Raw genomic sequence first — 15,546 nt, 5'->3', positions numbered from 1 at the left:
CCTCCGAGCCTAGTGCATACAGGCAGCGCGTTGAACTAACGCGCTGCCTGTATGACCAAAGCGTGATTAACCGTGCAGCGGGGCGCCGGCCAAAGCCATTGCGGCTTCGCCCAGGGACTCGTTCTGGGTTGGGTGTGCGTGGATCAGCTGCGATACGTCCTCTGGGTAAGCTTCCCAGTTCACGATCAGCTGGGCTTCACCGATCTGCTCGCCAATGCGGCCGCCGATGCCGTGAACGCCAACGATTGGGCCGTTCTTGACGCGAACCATCTTGATGATGCCGCTGGTGCCCAGGATCGAGGACTTGCCATTGCCAGCCAAGTTGTACTCGGTGGTTTCAATCTGGTCGGCACCGAACTTCTCCTTGGCCTTCGGCTCGGAGTAGCCCACGGAAGCGATCTCTGGCTCGCAGAAAGTCACCTTCGGGATGTTGATGTCCTCGACGATGGTTGGCTTCATGCCGTGGATTTCCTCGGCTACGAAGCGGCCATGCTGGTAACCGCGGTGTGCAAGCTGTACGCCTGGAACGATGTCGCCGATTGCGTAGATGTTGCCAACGCCGGTGTGCAGGCGCTCATCGGTGATCACGAAGCCGCGGTCAATGGTGATGCCCTGCTCTTCGAAGCCGAGGCCCTCGGTTACCGGACCGCGACCCACTGCAACCAGAACGATCTCTGCTTCCAGGACCTTGCCGTCAGCCAGGGAGACCTTGGCGCCGTTAGCATCCTGCTCGACCTTCTCGAAGAAGACGCCGGTGTTGAACTTGATGCCGCGCTTCTTGAAAGCGCGCTCCAGGTTCTTGATGATGGCTGGGTCCTCGTTCGGAACCAGCGAAGGCAGGCCCTCGACGATGGTGACGTCGACGCCGAAAGACTTCCATACGGAAGCGAACTCGACACCGATGACGCCGCCGCCGAGCACGATGGCGCTCTTTGGCAGGTCTTCCATGTTCAGTGCTTCGGTGCTGGTCAGTACGCGGCCGCCGATTTCCAGACCCATGGTCTTGGAGGTGGAGCCGGTAGCCAGGATGATGTACTTGCCCTTGTAGACGGTGCCATCAACATCGATGGAATCCTGGGAGACCAGTCGGCCGTTACCGGTGATAACGTTGACCTTCTTCATCTTCAGCAAGCCCTGGAGACCCTTGTGCTTTCCAGCAACAATGTCTTCCTTGTACTTGCGCACGCCAGCCAGGTCGATCGACTCCAGCGAGGAGTTGATGCCGAACTTGGCACCCTCGCGAGCGTTCTCGGCCAGCTCTGCTGCGTGCAGGTAGGCCTTGGTTGGGATGCAGCCGGTGTGCAGGCAGGTGCCGCCCAGCTTTTCCTTCTCGATCAATCCAACGGTGTAGCCCAGCTGGATGGCGCGCAATGCTGCCGAGTATCCAGCGGATCCGCCGCCGAGGATGAGGACATCAAATTCTTGCGTTGCTGCCGAATCGGCCACGTGAACGCTCCCTCGTATTCGCTTAGTGAGGCCGGCTTAGGCCGACCAGGGGATCGGGTGTGGACTTCCTGGAGCGTGACACATGCGGGCGCGCACCATTAATCCACGGTGATGTTTCAAAACTTACCTTAGTACCGTCCAATGGTTGCAGTCACCTTCGGGGCATTAAAAGTCAGGTATGTCTCTTATTTTTAAACTCATCCCGGCATCGTGCAGATAGTTCCGGCGATACCGGGATGAGTTCCAGGACACAGGAACTGCCATTAGTCCTGCGTTGCTGCGGCTAGTTTGCTGCAGCGAGCTGCTCTGCGTAGGCAACCAGGGTGCGTACCTGGGAGCCGGTGCCGTTCTTCGGAGTGTAGCCCCAGGCGCTGCCTTCGTTGAACGCAGGACCAGCGAAGTCGATGTGGGCCCAAGGGATCTTCTTGCCGTCCACTTCACCGACAAACTCTTCGAGGAACACGGCGGCAGTCATCATGCCGCCCATGCGCTCACCGATGTTCGCCAGATCGGCAACCTGCGACTCGATGGACGGGCGCAGCTCCTCCGGAAGCGGCATGGCCCAAGCCAATTCGCCCACCTTGTCCGAGACGGCAACCAAGTCGCTGGCGACCTGCTTGTCGCCCATGACACCTGCGGTGCGCAGGCCCAGGGCCAGCATCTGCGCGCCGGTCAGCGTAGCGATGTCGATCATGACATCCGGCTTCTCCAAGCTGGCAGCTGCCAGGCCATCGGCCATGACCAAGCGGCCTTCGGCGTCGGTATTGAGCACTTCAACGGTCTTGCCGCCGAACATGGTCAGCACATCGCCCGGACGGGTCGAGGCGCCGCCAGGCATGTTTTCTGCCAGGCACAGCCATGCAGTGACCTTGACATTCAGGCCAAGCTCGGCGACTGCGGCAACGGTCTGGAAGACCGCGGCGGCACCGGACATGTCGGACTTCATGGCGTGCATGCCGGCAGCAGGCTTCAGCGAGGTGCCACCGGTGTCGAAGGTAATGCCCTTGCCGATCAAGGCGATGTGCTTGGCGGCCTTCGACGGCGCGTATTCGATCTTGACCATGCGCGGCTGGCGAACCGAACCGCCGCCAACACCGATCAGGCCGCCGAAGCCGTCCTTGGCAAGGCGCTTCTCGTCGAAAATGGTGACCTTCAGCGGCAGGGACTTGGAGTGGTCCTTCACTGCTGCGGCGAAGGACTCCGGGTACAGCACGTTGGCTGGGGCGTTGATCAGATCGCGGGTGCCGCGTACTGCGCGGCCCAGGATGGCAGCGCGCTTGAGTACTGCTGGCAGGTCCTTGGACGTCGCTACCGAGGTGACGATCTGGGCTTCGGCCAGTACCGGCTTCTCGCTCTTCTTCGAACGGTGGTTCTCGTAGCGGTAGCTGCCCAGCGCGATGCCTTCTGCGATGGCGGCCACGCGCTCCACGCTGTCAGCAGGCAGGGCGAAAATGGCGCTCTTGGCGTTGCTCAGCTGGCGGGCAGCCGAACCGGCGGCACGGCGCAGCTTCTCCTCGGTCAGATCAGCTAGCTCGTCAACGCCCAGGCCGATGAACTGCAAGGTCTTGGTCTTGGCACCGTCTACGCCTGGCAGCGCGGTGATTTCGTCGGCCTTCCCGGCAACGCCCAAAGCTGAAAGCGACTGCTCCAGGGAAGTGGTGGTTTCGGCGGTGAATGGGGATGCCGCGATGGACACCTTTTCGCCGTTCTTGAGTACACCCAGGATGAGGGTGTCAGCGCTCTTGCGCTTGATGTCGGCGCCAATGGCGCTCAAAGTGAGATCACTGGAGTTGATCACAAAATCATTCCTTCTATGCCTTTGTAGGGTCTAAGGTTGCGACAGCCCCTGTGGTTTTCCGGAAGCAGGTCATGCCGGCGGGCTGTGCGTCTCCTACCCCAAGGTTATCCGAGGTTCCGCGTCATCGTGCGTTACTTCACAGCGAGCGAAAGCCAAGTAGCGATAAGATGGACCATTGATCTGTACTTGAAGTGCAGTCCCAGCCGATGGTTGCCGCTCCCGCTTTGCCGGATGCCGACCCTGAATGAGGAGAAAATGTCCAAGGAATCGTTGATGACGCTGGTCGCAGACGACTTGGATGACTCGCGCCTTCAAGGTCTTGGCATGTTCGTCTCGCTGAAGAGCATCAGCGATGCCGGGCATAACCATTCGCAGGTCTCCAACGAGCTTTTCGGACGCCTCGACTCGGAGCTCTTCGCCACTTTCGACGCCGATGAGCTGATCGCCTACACCTCCCAGCGCCCGCGAGTCTCTTTCCTGGGTGACCACTTCGCTGGATACCAGGCTCCACGCATGGAGATCTACCTGATGACCGATGAGATGGACCGCAAGTTCTGGTTCCTCACCGGTGTAGAACCCGACTTGAAGTGGGAACGCGTGATCGCGGAACTGCATTCTTTCATTGAAGCCTTCAACGTATCGCTGGTTGTGGGGACCGCATCGTTGCCGATGCCGGTGCCGCATACCCGCCCGGTAGGCGTTACCGCACATGGAAACCGCAAGGATCTGATCGAGAACATCTCGACGTGGAGCCCTACGGTGGAATCGCCAGCAGGTCTGGCCTCGCTGCTCGAAATTCGCCTGAGCGAAGCTGGCCGTGATGTCGTGGGATACTCCCTGCACACCCCGCACTACCTCGCCGAATCCGAGTACCCGGCCGTTGCCGTTGCGACGCTGGAATACGTAGGAGCGGCACTGAAGCTGGCTTTGCCAACGGACAAGCTGCGTGAGGCAGGTCGACTGGTCGACCAGCAGCTAGCCGAACAGCTTGAAACCAATAGCGATGTTCGCCAAATGGTCGACGGATTCGAAGAACGGTTCGATGCGCATGCCAAAGAGCATGAACCGCGCTCGCTGTTGCTGGATGAAGACGAGCAGATGGCGGATGCCGAGGAATTGGGCGCCAGCGCCGAGCATTTCCTTGCGGCCATTGAGAACACTGAAGATTGGTTGAAAAACGGTCACATCGAACCGTTGCCAGGTGATCACGACCAGTGAGCCAGGCCCATCTGAATTCACCAAAGTCGTGGGTTGTCTTCGGCTTCGCAATTCTTGCCTACATTTCTGCAATTTCGCAGCGCACCAGCTTCGGCGTCGCTGGCATCCAAGCCACCGAACGATTTGATGCCAGCGCGCAGATTTTGGCGACCTTCTCCGTCGTGCAGCTGGTTGTCTATGCCGGCGCGCAGGTGCCCGTAGGGCTGCTGCTGGATAAATTCGGTCCGCGCATCCTGATTACCTGCGGCGCCCTGCTGATGGCCGCAGGTCAAGCGTTCCTTGCGATTTCAGTCAACGTCCCCATGGGGTTGGCCGGGCGCGTCATGGTTGGCATGGGCGATGCGATGGTCTTCGTATCGGTGCTCAAGCTGTTGCCCCTATGGTTCTCCGGCTCGCGAATCCCGGTGCTGACCCAGCTCACCGGTACCTTCGGCCAGCTCGGCCAGCTCATCAGCCTCTTTCCTTTCCATATGATCTTGCTGGGCGTCGGCTGGTCCGCGGCGTTCTCGGTCATGTCCGGTTTCGCTTTTGCCACCTTCATCACCACGATCGCTTTCGTGCGCAATGGCAGGACCTGGGAAGGGTCCGGCCAGGGGGAGCAGGAGACCGGCTCGCGGATCGCCCGGGCCTGGAAACAGCCAGGAACCCGTTTGGGGTTCTGGACCCACTTCTCCACGGCATTCATGATCAACACCTTCATGATGACCTGGGGCTATCCTTTCCTTGTCGAAGGCCAGGGCATAGACGGTGCGCTGGCATCGGGCTTGATGGCGGTGTTCGTTGTCGTTTCTATCGTGGTGGGACCGATCCTCGGCGCCCTGACCTCGCGCCATGCCAGCCAGCGTTCCAACTTTGCCCTGGGCATTGTCGGCTCAATCCTGGTGATGTGGGCAGTCGTCCTACTCTGGCCAGGGCAGGCCCCGCTATGGATTCTGGTGCTATTGATGATCGCCATTGCCGCCGGTGGCCCGGCCTCCGTAATCGGCTTCGACTTCGCCCGAACGTTCAACCCGCCGCAGGTGCTGGGAACGGCCACCGGCCTGGTGAACACCGGCGGGTTCATAGGTGCCTTTGTCACGATCTACGTCATCGGATTCATCATGGACATGCTGTATAAGGCCAACGGCTCGGTGGGCGAGCTCTACAATCTTCAGGCCTTCCGCGTGGCCCTGTCAGTCCAGTTCGCCATGGCATTGCTCGGTATGGTGTTCATGGTCGTTGAACGCCGCAAGGCACGCCGCTTCCTCGCCGAGCAGTAAGCCCGCACCGGGGCGATCCGAAAGGTTCTCCACAGCTCGCAGCCTCTGACCTCATGCGCCAAGCGCAGCGTTGCACCGTGGAGCCATGACAACTACACCGGAACGCCACCCTCTCTCGCTGTCCAGTTGCGAGGACATCTTGGCGTATGTGCCCCATGCCCTAGGTTTCTATCCTCAGAATTCGGCCGTGCTGATGCTGATAGACGAGGACCATCTGGAAGCGACCTTGCGAGTTGATCTGCCCGAGGAAAACACGGCTGCAGAGCGCGGGACGTGGACCGCGCAGCTGCTGAGCCTGCTAGAACGAATGCCCCATATCCAAGGGGTGGTTCTGGTGGTCTATGCGCCCGAAGGAACGTCGGCCGGCTCCGGTATTCCCTACGCGGATCTGGTCGCGCAGCTAGAGCAGGGGCTGACAAGCAAAAAGGTCTTGCTGCGTCACAGCTGGTGCCGGCAGGATCGTGTGGTCTGGAACTACGCGACCGATGATTATGCAGAGCCGACGCCCGTGCGCCCGGTGGAAACGAACGAAACGCATTTGTCGTTGGTCTTCGCCGGGTCGGCTCCGTTGGATATTCCATGGGACGGTAGCGGAATCCCGCAATGGCCGCAGGCTGCTGAGATCCTGAAGATCATCTCGAATCAGCAGCACAACGTCGTCAACTGCTTGGAAGCGTGGCTGCAGACCATGGACCTAGCTGAGCCAGAAGCCCGGGCCTGGATTCACGATGAGCATGAGCATGCCGCATTGCTACTGGGTTCCTTGGAAGTGAAAATCGTGCGTGACCTTCTTCCGTACCTGGCTGGTCAAGGACTTGAAGCATCACTGGATGTGTTGTTCGGCGTGATGCGCGGGGATCGCGAAGCTGCCGCCGCGCCATTGACCAACTATTTGCTGGGACGTGGTTGGCATGCTCCGGACTGGCAGAGGATTGACCGGTTGTGGCTGGTCGCCAGAGACCTGCTCGGCGTTGCTGAAGGCAACGCGCGGCAGGCCCTGCTGTGCATTCTTGCGTGGATCGAGTGGGCGCGAGGCAGGGGATCCATGGCGTTGTGCCTGTTGGGGCGAGCGGTCGAGGAAAACCCGAATTACGAGCTGGCCAGGCTGCTGCAAAAGCTGATGTCCCATGGAATCATGCCAGAATGGGCGACCGACCAATTGCGGGCATGGCGTGCTAGTTTCAGCTGAGCAGCAACAGCCGGAGTGTCTCAAGTGGTGTCCTGGCGGCAATTCATGGATAATGGGACAACAGACCCGGTTAGGTTCGAATTGCCTATGTCTTGAAATCTCCGGATTTCGGGAACATTAGGCGGGCTTGATGCGTTGATATCAATGTGCCAGCCCTCGGTGTTTAGTCAATGATTAAACGCCATCGGACTTGACAGGGTCATAGTGGTGTTACCGGCAGGTGCATCCGGAACGCATCGTTAGAAAGGTTATTCGTGTCATCTTCTGAGACGAACGCTAATCGCAAAGCAACTGAGGCCGAGGTTGAAGCGGCCGAGGTCGAGGCAGCCGCCCCTGCAGCGAAGAAGCGCGCTACCAAGGCCAAGCCTCGGACTAAAAAGGTCGCTGCTGAAACTGCAGCGCAAGACGAATCAACCGGAGCGTCGGCTGACGCCGATGACGATGTTGAGCAAGGCACCGATTCGAAGGACTCGAAGTCTGAGGATGATTCGAAGGGCTTCACCCTTTCAACCGGTGACGATGATGCTCCACAGCAGCAGGTCATGGTCGCTGGAGCGACCGCTGACCCAGTCAAGGATTACCTGAAGCAGATCGGCAAGGTCGCGCTGCTGAACGCTGAGCAGGAAGTTGACTTGGCTCTGCGCATCGAAGCGGGCCTGTTCGCAACTGACAAGTTGGAAAAGGACGACGGCTCGATGGACCAGCGCTTGCGCTGGGACTATGAGCAGATCATCCACGACGGCAAGATCGCCAAGAACCACTTGCTGGAAGCCAACCTTCGCCTCGTAGTTTCGCTGGCCAAGCGCTACACCGGCCGCGGCATGCTGTTCCTGGACCTGATCCAGGAAGGCAACCTTGGCCTGATCCGTGCAGTGGAGAAATTCGACTACACCAAGGGCTTCAAGTTCTCGACCTACGCCACCTGGTGGATCCGCCAGGCAATTACCCGTGCCATGGCTGACCAGGCACGTACCATACGTATTCCAGTGCACATGGTTGAAGTCATCAACAAGCTGGCACGTGTCCAGCGCCAGATGCTCCAGGACCTGGGCCGCGAACCAACCCCAGAAGAGCTGGCCAAGGAATTGGACATGACCCCTGAAAAGGTTGTCGAAGTCCAGAAGTATGGTCGCGAACCAATTTCCTTGCACACCCCATTGGGTGAAGACGGCGACTCCGAATTCGGTGACCTCATTGAAGACTCGGAAGCAGTAGTCCCAGCCGATGCAGTTTCGTTCACCTTGTTGCAGGAGCAGCTCCACTCGGTGCTCGACACGCTCTCAGAGCGTGAAGCAGGTGTGGTGGCCATGCGCTTCGGCCTGACCGATGGCCAGCCTAAGACCTTGGATGAAATCGGCAAGGTCTACGGTGTGACTCGTGAACGCATTCGCCAGATCGAGTCCAAGACGATGTCCAAGCTTCGTCACCCATCGCGTTCCCAGGTACTGCGCGATTACCTAGACTAAGAATCTGAGGATGTGGCCAGTAGTTCATTCATTGAACTGCTGGCCACATTTTTATTTGCCGTTAATGCAAGAAGAAGGTGACCCAGAATTGGGTCACCTTCTCGAATTAGTGGCTGGCCACGAGTTTAGTCGTTGGCGTCCACCTTGGGCTTTTCATAGAGTCGCGAGGACTCATCCTGCCAGACCGAAGTCTGCGGACGCAGTTTTGGTTCTACATCGCGGGCATGGTGAGCGCAGAAGAGCAACTCACCGCCTGTCGAAGCCAGCACGGCTCGCACGTAGGCCTGTGCGCCGCAGCGGTCGCACCGGTCGAGGGCGTTCAGTTCACGACTAGCGGTCGTAGTAGTCATTGCCAGCCTCCTAAAGTTGATGGTTACTCTATACAACCAGCTTGGGCTCCGACTTTATCCCGATTTGCCTGTTCTTTCGCTCACCGCGTAGCGCATGTGGATAAGGTCATAGGGGACCGGCGTGCTGGGCAGCACCGGAAAATAGCGGGTATTCGAACACATTAACGATTAGAATATGGAATAAGACGTACTTTCTCATGCAAGTAGGAGACAACAGCTCAGTGGCTTCATCCGACAATTACAGCGCCCGGCACCTTTCGGTCTTGGAAGGCCTGGAAGCGGTTCGTAAGCGCCCAGGCATGTACATCGGCTCCACCGACTCCCGTGGCTTGATGCATTGCCTCTGGGAGATCATCGATAACTCAGTTGACGAAGCGCTGGGCGGTTTCGGCCAGGCAATTGACGTCATCTTGCACTCTGACGGCTCCGTTGAAGTCCAGGATGACGGCCGCGGCATTCCTGTCGATGTTGAACCCAAGACAGGCTTGAGCGGTTTGGAAGTTGTCTTCACCAAGCTGCACGCCGGCGGCAAGTTCGGTGGTGGCTCCTACAGTGCTTCGGGCGGTCTGCACGGCGTGGGCGCCTCGGTCGTCAACGCCTTGTCGGCCCGTTTGGACGTCGAAGTTGACCGCGGTGGCAAGACCTACGGCCTGCAGTTCCGTCGTGGAGAGCCAGGCAAATTTACCGATAAGGGCCGCAAGAAAGCGGACGCTTCTTTCAAGGCTCATGAGACGGCGACGGCTCCGGGCGTTATCGGCAAAGCCAAGCGGGGCGTGACTGGAACGCGCATTCGCTACTGGGCGGATAACCATATCTTCACCCCGGATGCGAAGTTCTCCTATAAGGATTTGCAGGATCGAGCGCGCCAGACCTCCTTCTTGGTTCCTGGGTTGCGCATCACCCTGCGCGATGAACGTGGATTACCGGATACCCCGGGTGCGGACGGGCCTCATGAGGAAGTGTTCCAGCATGATGGCGGCATCAGCGAGTTCGTCGAATATCTGAGCAGCGACTCGCCGGTCACGGACATCTGGCGTTTCCATGGCAGCGGATCGTTCCATGAAAAGGTTCCGGTCATCGATGGCAGTGGTCGCAGCCATATTGAAGATGTGCAGCGTGTCTGCGAAGTTGACGTCGCGGTGCGTTGGGGAATCGGCTACGAAACCTCGCTGCGCAGCTTCGTGAATATCATTGCGACCCCCAAGGGCGGTACGCATACTGCCGGCTTCGAACAGGCCATGCTCAAGTCCTTCCGCAAGAACGTGGAGGCCAATGCGCGGAAGCTCAAGTTCGGCCAGAAGGACAAGCTGGAGAAGGACGACGTGCTGGCGGGCATGACTGCCGTGCTGACCGTCCGACTGGCAGAGCCGCAGTTCGAAGGGCAGACCAAGGAAATTTTGGGTACACCGCAGGTGCGCCAGATTGTTTCCAAGGTGCTGGAGAAGGCACTCAACGACCGACTGGGATCCAATAAGCGCAACGAGAAGGCTGAAGCGTCCACGCTGCTGGAGAAGGTCGTCAACGAGATGAAATCTCGCGTGTCGGCACGTATGCACAAGGAAACCCAGCGTCGCAAGACCGCTTTGGAGTCTTCTTCGCTGCCAACCAAACTGCTCGATTGCCGCAGCAAGGAAGTTGGAAAGTCTGAACTGTTCATCGTCGAGGGCGACAGCGCATTGGGCACTGCCCGTCTCGCGCGCTCCAGCGAGTACCAGGCGCTGCTGCCAATTCGAGGCAAGATCCTCAACGTGCAAAAAGCCTCGATTTCGGACATGCTCTCGAACGCGGAGTGCGCAGCGATGATCCAGGTGATTGGGGCCGGTTCGGGGCGCAGCTTCGACATTGAGCAAGCCCGATACGGCAAGATCATCTTGATGACTGATGCTGATGTTGACGGTGCGCACATTCGGACATTGCTGTTGACGTTGTTCTATCGTTACATGCGTCCCATGATCGAGCACGGTCGCGTCTATGCAGCGGTTCCGCCGCTGCACCGCATTGAGGTGATCAATCCGGGGTCGAAGCAGAATGAGGTTATCTACACCTACTCTGAGGCGGAAATGACCAAGCTGCTGGCCAACTTGGAGAAGGAAGGCCGACGCTACAAGGAGCCGATCCAGCGCTATAAGGGCCTAGGCGAAATGGACGCGGACCAGCTGGCTGAAACCACCATGGACCTGCGTCATCGTATGCTGCGCCGTGTCGGCATCGAGCATGCGCAGGCAGCCGAGGAGGTCTTTGATCTGCTGATGGGCTCCGACGTAGCGCCTCGCAAGAAGTTCATTATCGACGGCGCCGACGATCTTGAACGAGATCGTATCGACGTCTAGAGCAATGCAAACGGCGAAGTCCCTGGCCCTAACGGGGTCCAGGGACTTCGCTGTTTGCGCCAAGAGAGTGCTACCAGTCCAGCAACCGCGGTGCGATGAGCAGGACTGTCGGGCAGATCAGCAACATGATGGTGCTCAGGAGCACTAGTGCGCGCTGCGGGCGGCCCAGCGGATCCTGCGGGGAGAGCAAGCGTTGCAGCCGGCGGGAGGAGACTTCACCATCTGGCATGCCAACTAGGCCGGCACTGGACGAATGATTCTTTGACGACGAATCATCCATTGCTGCGGCGGTGGCGACAGTGACAATGGCTTTGAGCAACGTGTGCCTATTGACCTTTTCCAGTGCTTTGTCGTCGGCGAGCATTTCTATCAGTTGGCGCACTGCATCGAAGGCAAGGCGTGAAGTCGGTAGCCAAGGCAACGCTTCGTGCCACGCCGTGAATGCCAGGATCAGCAGATCATGCCGTTGATCCAAATGGGAGCGTTCATGGGCAATAACCGCCTGCTGCTCTTCGGCAGAGAGCTGGGTGAGCAATCCGCGCGATAGCACGGTCACCGATTGCGAAATCCCCGGCACGCAATATGCAACTGGCATGTCGTGATCAATCACTAGGGTATTTGGCCGCGTCTGGGACGGGTTGCTCAAGAGGCGCAGCAGATGCCGGTGCTTGGCTCGTTGGCGAGAGATGCGCCAAGCCGCTCGTATGAGGGTTAATACCAGGTGAAATCCGAAGAGCAGTGCTGCGCTCAAGGCGAACAGGTGCACTTCGCCGGGGTCGGGCACACTGGGATCTCCCATTATCAGGAGCCAGCCGCCATGAAGCGCGGAGATGAGGTCATCGCCCAATGGGGCCAAGCCCCAGACAAGCATCGAGCCGATCATGGAAAGTCCACCGCCTAATGCGATGGCTTGCCAAAGGAGTACCGCTTGCACTGGTGAGCGGGCGGTCCATTTAGCCTTGGATAAAGCCAACGGCGTCGGCCACGCCAATGCGATAGCCAACGCCGCTAGGAAATATGAGGTGAGAAGCACTCAGTCCCCGAAGTTCTTCTAAATTATGCGGACTTTACTGAGTCCAAGATAGCACGCAGGGATGCTGCCTCGTCGGGGGAGATGCCTCCGATGAATCGTGCCAGGACTGCTTCACGGTCCTGGGCGGTGCCCAGGGCGTCGTTGAGCAGTCCAACGGTGTGATCCTCACGGGAGGATGAAGCTGCGTACCGGTGAGGGCGGGTAGTGCGCTCGCGCTCTACCAAACCCTTCTTTTCGAGACGGGCTAGCACAGTCAGCACCGTAGTGACTGCGAGTTCTTTCGCGTCGGTGCCAAGCGCCGCCAAGTCATCACGAAGGTCATTCGCGGTGAGTGGTTCTGCAGAATCCCACAGAAGATCCATGACGGAGCGTTCCAGATCGCCAAGGCTGGCCACTAGGTCGTACCTCACTTGCATTAGTTTTGACGCGGTTGCTTGACTCATGGAGTGCAGGCACACTGCTTGGGTTCTTAATTGTAGCCATCTTTCCACAATATTTCTACGGCATGTAAAAGAGAGGGGTGAGTACATGCTTTACCCGTTTCGCCATGAGTTGCGAGAATGTGGCGGGTGAAACTTGTTGACTTGGGTTTTTTAAGAACCGTAGACACAACCCTGTCAATAGGCTTAATATTTGCGCCCACGTGCGCGCTGGCGAAGTTTCCAGTTTCGGAAATTGCTCATCGGCTCGATTTCTACACGCTGTCGAAATCGTCTATGGTGGCCTTGGAGAACTTTTCTACGGAGCGTAGAAAAGTGATTGAACTTCGATCCCACGATAGTTGAGGAATCCATGGATGCTCTAGAGATTGCCCGCTGGCAATTCGGCATTACGACGGTCTACCACTTCCTGATGGTGCCCCTGACCATTGGACTAGGCCTGACCGTGGCCACGCTGCAAACCATGTGGCATCGCACCGGCAACGAGCACTGGCTGCGAATGACAAAATTCTGGGGCAAGCTTTTCCTGATTAACTTCATCATGGGCATCGCCACGGGCATTGTCCAAGAGTTCCAGTTCGGCATGGCTTGGAGCGAATACAGCCGCTATGTAGGGGACGTATTCGGAGCGCCGTTGGCCATGGAAGCACTGCTGGCCTTTTTCGTAGAATCTACATTCCTGGGGCTCTGGATCTTCGGCTGGAAGAAGCTTCCCAAACGCGTGCACCTGGCAACCATCTGGTGCGCATCCCTGGCAACGATCTTTTCCGCGTACTTCATCCTTGTTGCGAACTCATGGATGCAGCACCCGGTTGGAACGAAAATAGTTGACGGCCGAGCCGTGATGACCGACGCATGGGCGGTGTTCACCAACAACACCGCGCTAGTGACGTTCCCGCACACTATTTTCGGCGCCTTCGCCGTTGCCGGCGGCTTCCTGCTGGGTATCTCATGGTTCCATCTCTACCGCCGACGCAAAGAAGGCATCGACACGGTGGATGCCAACGGATATGTTGTCGTGGGCGAAGATCCCAGCCGCGGTAAAAGCCGTGACAAGGTGGACTACCAAGTCTGGTTCAAGTCCCTGCGCATCGGCGCAGCGGTAGCAATGGTCGCGTTCCTCGGTGTGGCACTGAGCGGGCACGAACAAGCAAAGCTCATGTTCGAGCAGCAGCCGATGAAAATGGCTGCTGCGGAGGCAGCTTGCCATGATGGAACAGGCTTCTCGGTGCTGTCCTTGGGAGATATCACAGCCGAGGGTTCAACCAACTGCGACAACGTCGTAGCGGTCTTCGAAATCCCGGGCATTCTCTCGTATCTGGCCAATGGGGATTTCACCACCGAAATCAAGGGCGTGAACACGCTGATTCCGGAATACCAGGAAAAATACGGCAAGTACTATCCGAATGATGAATCCTTCGGCAAGTACGCAGGCCAGGAAATCAACTACCTGCCAGTGATGGAAGTGACCTACTGGGGCTTCCGCTTGATGATCACCCTCGGCGGGCTCTCGGCATTGGCTGCAGGCATTGCGCTATGGATCACCCGCAAGGGCACCGTCCCAGAAAACAAATGGCTCTCGCGCCTTGCCCTGCTAGGCATTGCCGCACCCTTCGGCGCAAACGCCACTGGCTGGATTTTCACCGAAATGGGCCGGCAGCCATTCACTGTAGTCCCCAACCCGCAGATGGGTGGCGTGGACCAGGTGTTCATGTACACCGCAGCATCGGTCTCTCCGACAGTCAGCGCAGGAGAACTGCTCTTCTCGCTGATCGCGCTCACGACAGTCTACGGTGTGCTGCTGGTCGTGGAGCTGGTGCTGCTCAGTCGCTACATTCGTGGCGGCGTGGCATCGGCAATGCCAGAGCTTGAACCGTCAGATCATTCACCAGCGGACGGCCCATCGGGCCCGGGCAACGATGACGACGACGTACTGGCCTTCGCCTACTAGTGGCACGGACTAAGGAGAACATCAATGGATTGGCTTCCAACACTTTGGTTCATCGTGATCGCGCTGCTCTGGTGCGGCTATCTCTTCCTCGAAGGCTTTGACCTCGGGGTGGGCATGCTCATCGGTCTCGGCCGTTCCACCGAGAAGCGCAAGCGGCTCTTGCTCAATACCATCGGCCCGGTCTGGGATGGCAATGAGGTATGGCTGCTGACCGCCGGCGGTGCGACCTTCGCAGCGTTTCCGCACTGGTACGCCTCGCTGTTCTCGGCCCTCTACATTCCGCTGACCTTTGTCCTGCTGGCGTTGATTTTCCGTGCCGTTGCCATTGAGTACCGAGGCAAGGCGATTACCGCAGCAACCCGGAAAGCCTGGGACCTGGCCTTGGGGATCGGATCGCTGGTGGCCGCCTTCGGCGTCGGTGCCATGCTGGCATTGACCACCTTGGGTCTGCCTTTGAACGAGAACGGCGACCGAATCGGCGGGGCCTTCGCGTGGCTGAACTGGCATGCCGTCCTCGGCGGCGCAGCAGTGGTGGCGTTCTGCTGGATCCATGCGTTGGCATTCCTGCGGTTGAAAACCGACGGAAAGGTCCGCCATGAAGCAGGAAAGCTCGTAGGCCGCTGGATGCCGCTAGCAATCCTGCCCTTAGTCGCGTGGGTCCTGCTGGTGTTGCTGGACAACGATTCCACCATCGCCTGGGCGGTGTTGGGCCTGGCAGGGGTCTGCCTGGCTATTTCGATAGCCAGCGGCCGCGCTGGGCGCGAGGGACTCTCCTTCATCGCTCTGGGCGCTACCTTGCTCGCCGGGGTCGCAGCGATCTTCACCGCCGCTTACCCGGTAGTGCTGCCATCGACCATCGACCCGGCCTTCGACCTGACCGTGGCTAATGCGTCCAGCACTGCCTACACCCTGAAGCTCATGAGCGTCGTGGCCGCCTTCGGCGTGCCAATGGTCTTGGCGTACCAGGCCTGGAGCTACTGGGTCTTCCGCAAGCGCTTGCGCGAAGAGCACATTCCAGAAACTCATCGAGTCGTCTCCATCATCAAGTAACCGCATTTCCGAGGGA

At 58.7% G+C, this 15,546-nt stretch carries 13 protein-coding genes; 8 read left to right on the top strand and 5 right to left on the bottom strand.

The features are described 5' to 3' along the window. Positions 1-66: 66 nt before the first annotated feature. Positions 67-1,446, bottom strand: coding sequence for a dihydrolipoyl dehydrogenase (gene lpdA, locus ACIP6G_RS01295; protein WP_105656773.1), 1,380 nt, complete (start codon positions 1,444-1,446; stop codon positions 67-69). 283 nt (positions 1,447-1,729) lie between these two features. After that, a complete protein-coding gene (locus ACIP6G_RS01290; RefSeq protein WP_105656772.1) occupies positions 1,730-3,244 on the bottom strand; it encodes a leucyl aminopeptidase in 1,515 nt (504 codons plus the stop codon). Between the two features lie 255 nt (positions 3,245-3,499). Between ACIP6G_RS01290 and ACIP6G_RS01285 the strand changes: the two genes are divergently transcribed. The 4 genes from ACIP6G_RS01285 to ACIP6G_RS01270 all read left to right on the top strand — a co-directional run bounded on the left by ACIP6G_RS01285 (position 3,500) and on the right by ACIP6G_RS01270 (position 8,376). Next, on the top strand, positions 3,500-4,462 hold the full coding sequence (locus ACIP6G_RS01285; protein ID WP_332485992.1) for a PAC2 family protein: 963 nt from the start codon (positions 3,500-3,502) through the stop codon (positions 4,460-4,462). Beyond that, positions 4,459-5,721, top strand: a complete 1,263-nt coding sequence (locus ACIP6G_RS01280) for an MFS transporter (RefSeq protein WP_332594676.1) — start codon at positions 4,459-4,461, stop codon at positions 5,719-5,721. Before ACIP6G_RS01285 ends, ACIP6G_RS01280 begins: the two co-directional genes overlap by 4 nt. 85 nt (positions 5,722-5,806) lie before the next feature. Next, positions 5,807-6,910, top strand: coding sequence for a DUF4192 family protein (locus tag ACIP6G_RS01275; RefSeq protein ID WP_332594677.1), 1,104 nt, complete (start codon positions 5,807-5,809; stop codon positions 6,908-6,910). A gap of 254 nt (positions 6,911-7,164) precedes the next feature. Then, positions 7,165-8,376 carry an RNA polymerase sigma factor gene (locus tag ACIP6G_RS01270; RefSeq protein ID WP_400288249.1) on the top strand — a complete coding sequence of 404 codons (1,212 nt, stop codon included), beginning with the start codon at positions 7,165-7,167 and terminating at the stop codon, positions 8,374-8,376. A gap of 125 nt (positions 8,377-8,501) precedes the next feature. On the opposite strand, the gene ACIP6G_RS01265 is transcribed toward ACIP6G_RS01270, so the two are convergent. Beyond that, the gene (locus ACIP6G_RS01265; RefSeq protein WP_105656767.1) at positions 8,502-8,726 is read right to left on the bottom strand and encodes a hypothetical protein; all 225 of its coding nucleotides are present in this window, start codon (positions 8,724-8,726) and stop codon (positions 8,502-8,504) included. Between the two features lie 221 nt (positions 8,727-8,947). Here ACIP6G_RS01265 and ACIP6G_RS01260 point away from each other — a divergent pair, with 221 nt between their 5' ends. Then, complete coding sequence (locus ACIP6G_RS01260; protein WP_400288247.1) at positions 8,948-11,056, top strand: type IIA DNA topoisomerase subunit B; 2,109 nt, start codon at positions 8,948-8,950, stop codon at positions 11,054-11,056. Between the two features lie 70 nt (positions 11,057-11,126). On the opposite strand, the gene ACIP6G_RS01255 is transcribed toward ACIP6G_RS01260, so the two are convergent. Beyond that, the gene (locus ACIP6G_RS01255) at positions 11,127-11,855 is read right to left on the bottom strand and encodes a M56 family metallopeptidase (RefSeq protein WP_400288748.1); all 729 of its coding nucleotides are present in this window, start codon (positions 11,853-11,855) and stop codon (positions 11,127-11,129) included. On the opposite strand from ACIP6G_RS01255, the gene ACIP6G_RS01250 reads away from it, so the two are divergent. Further along, positions 11,778-11,957: a hypothetical protein gene (locus tag ACIP6G_RS01250; protein WP_353615986.1), complete on the top strand. Its 180-nt coding sequence runs from the start codon at positions 11,778-11,780 to the stop codon at positions 11,955-11,957. The two genes, ACIP6G_RS01255 and ACIP6G_RS01250, sit on opposite strands and share 78 nt — an antisense overlap. Before the next feature lie 155 nt (positions 11,958-12,112). On the opposite strand, the gene ACIP6G_RS01245 is transcribed toward ACIP6G_RS01250, so the two are convergent. Next, complete coding sequence (locus tag ACIP6G_RS01245) at positions 12,113-12,484, bottom strand: BlaI/MecI/CopY family transcriptional regulator (protein WP_066144398.1); 372 nt, start codon at positions 12,482-12,484, stop codon at positions 12,113-12,115. Between the two features lie 397 nt (positions 12,485-12,881). Between ACIP6G_RS01245 and ACIP6G_RS01240 the strand changes: the two genes are divergently transcribed. After that, positions 12,882-14,480 (top strand): cytochrome ubiquinol oxidase subunit I, encoded by a 1,599-nt coding sequence (locus tag ACIP6G_RS01240; protein WP_400288246.1) that lies wholly within the window; start codon positions 12,882-12,884, stop codon positions 14,478-14,480. Between the two features lie 24 nt (positions 14,481-14,504). Further along, the gene (gene cydB, locus ACIP6G_RS01235) at positions 14,505-15,530 is read left to right on the top strand and encodes a cytochrome d ubiquinol oxidase subunit II (protein ID WP_400288245.1); all 1,026 of its coding nucleotides are present in this window, start codon (positions 14,505-14,507) and stop codon (positions 15,528-15,530) included. Positions 15,531-15,546: the final 16 nt, after the last annotated feature.

The sequence above is a fragment of the Glutamicibacter sp. NPDC088483 genome, assembly GCF_044753145.1.
GTDB lineage: Bacteria > Actinomycetota > Actinomycetes > Actinomycetales > Micrococcaceae > Glutamicibacter.
This window is presented reverse-complemented; position numbering and strand designations above follow the sequence as displayed.

Excerpts from the sequence above, each read along its gene's own strand:
- cydB (WP_400288245.1), top strand. The coding sequence starts at position 14,505 with ATGGATTGGCTTCCAACACTTTGGTTCATCGTGATCGCGCTGCTCTGG.
- ACIP6G_RS01240 (WP_400288246.1), top strand. The coding sequence starts at position 12,882 with ATGGATGCTCTAGAGATTGCCCGCTGGCAATTCGGCATTACGACGGTC.
- ACIP6G_RS01275 (WP_332594677.1), top strand. The coding sequence starts at position 5,807 with ATGACAACTACACCGGAACGCCACCCTCTCTCGCTGTCCAGTTGCGAG.
- ACIP6G_RS01255 (WP_400288748.1), bottom strand. The coding sequence starts at position 11,855 with ATGGGAGATCCCAGTGTGCCCGACCCCGGCGAAGTGCACCTGTTCGCC.
- ACIP6G_RS01285 (WP_332485992.1), top strand. The coding sequence starts at position 3,500 with ATGTCCAAGGAATCGTTGATGACGCTGGTCGCAGACGACTTGGATGAC.
- ACIP6G_RS01265 (WP_105656767.1), bottom strand. The coding sequence starts at position 8,726 with ATGACTACTACGACCGCTAGTCGTGAACTGAACGCCCTCGACCGGTGC.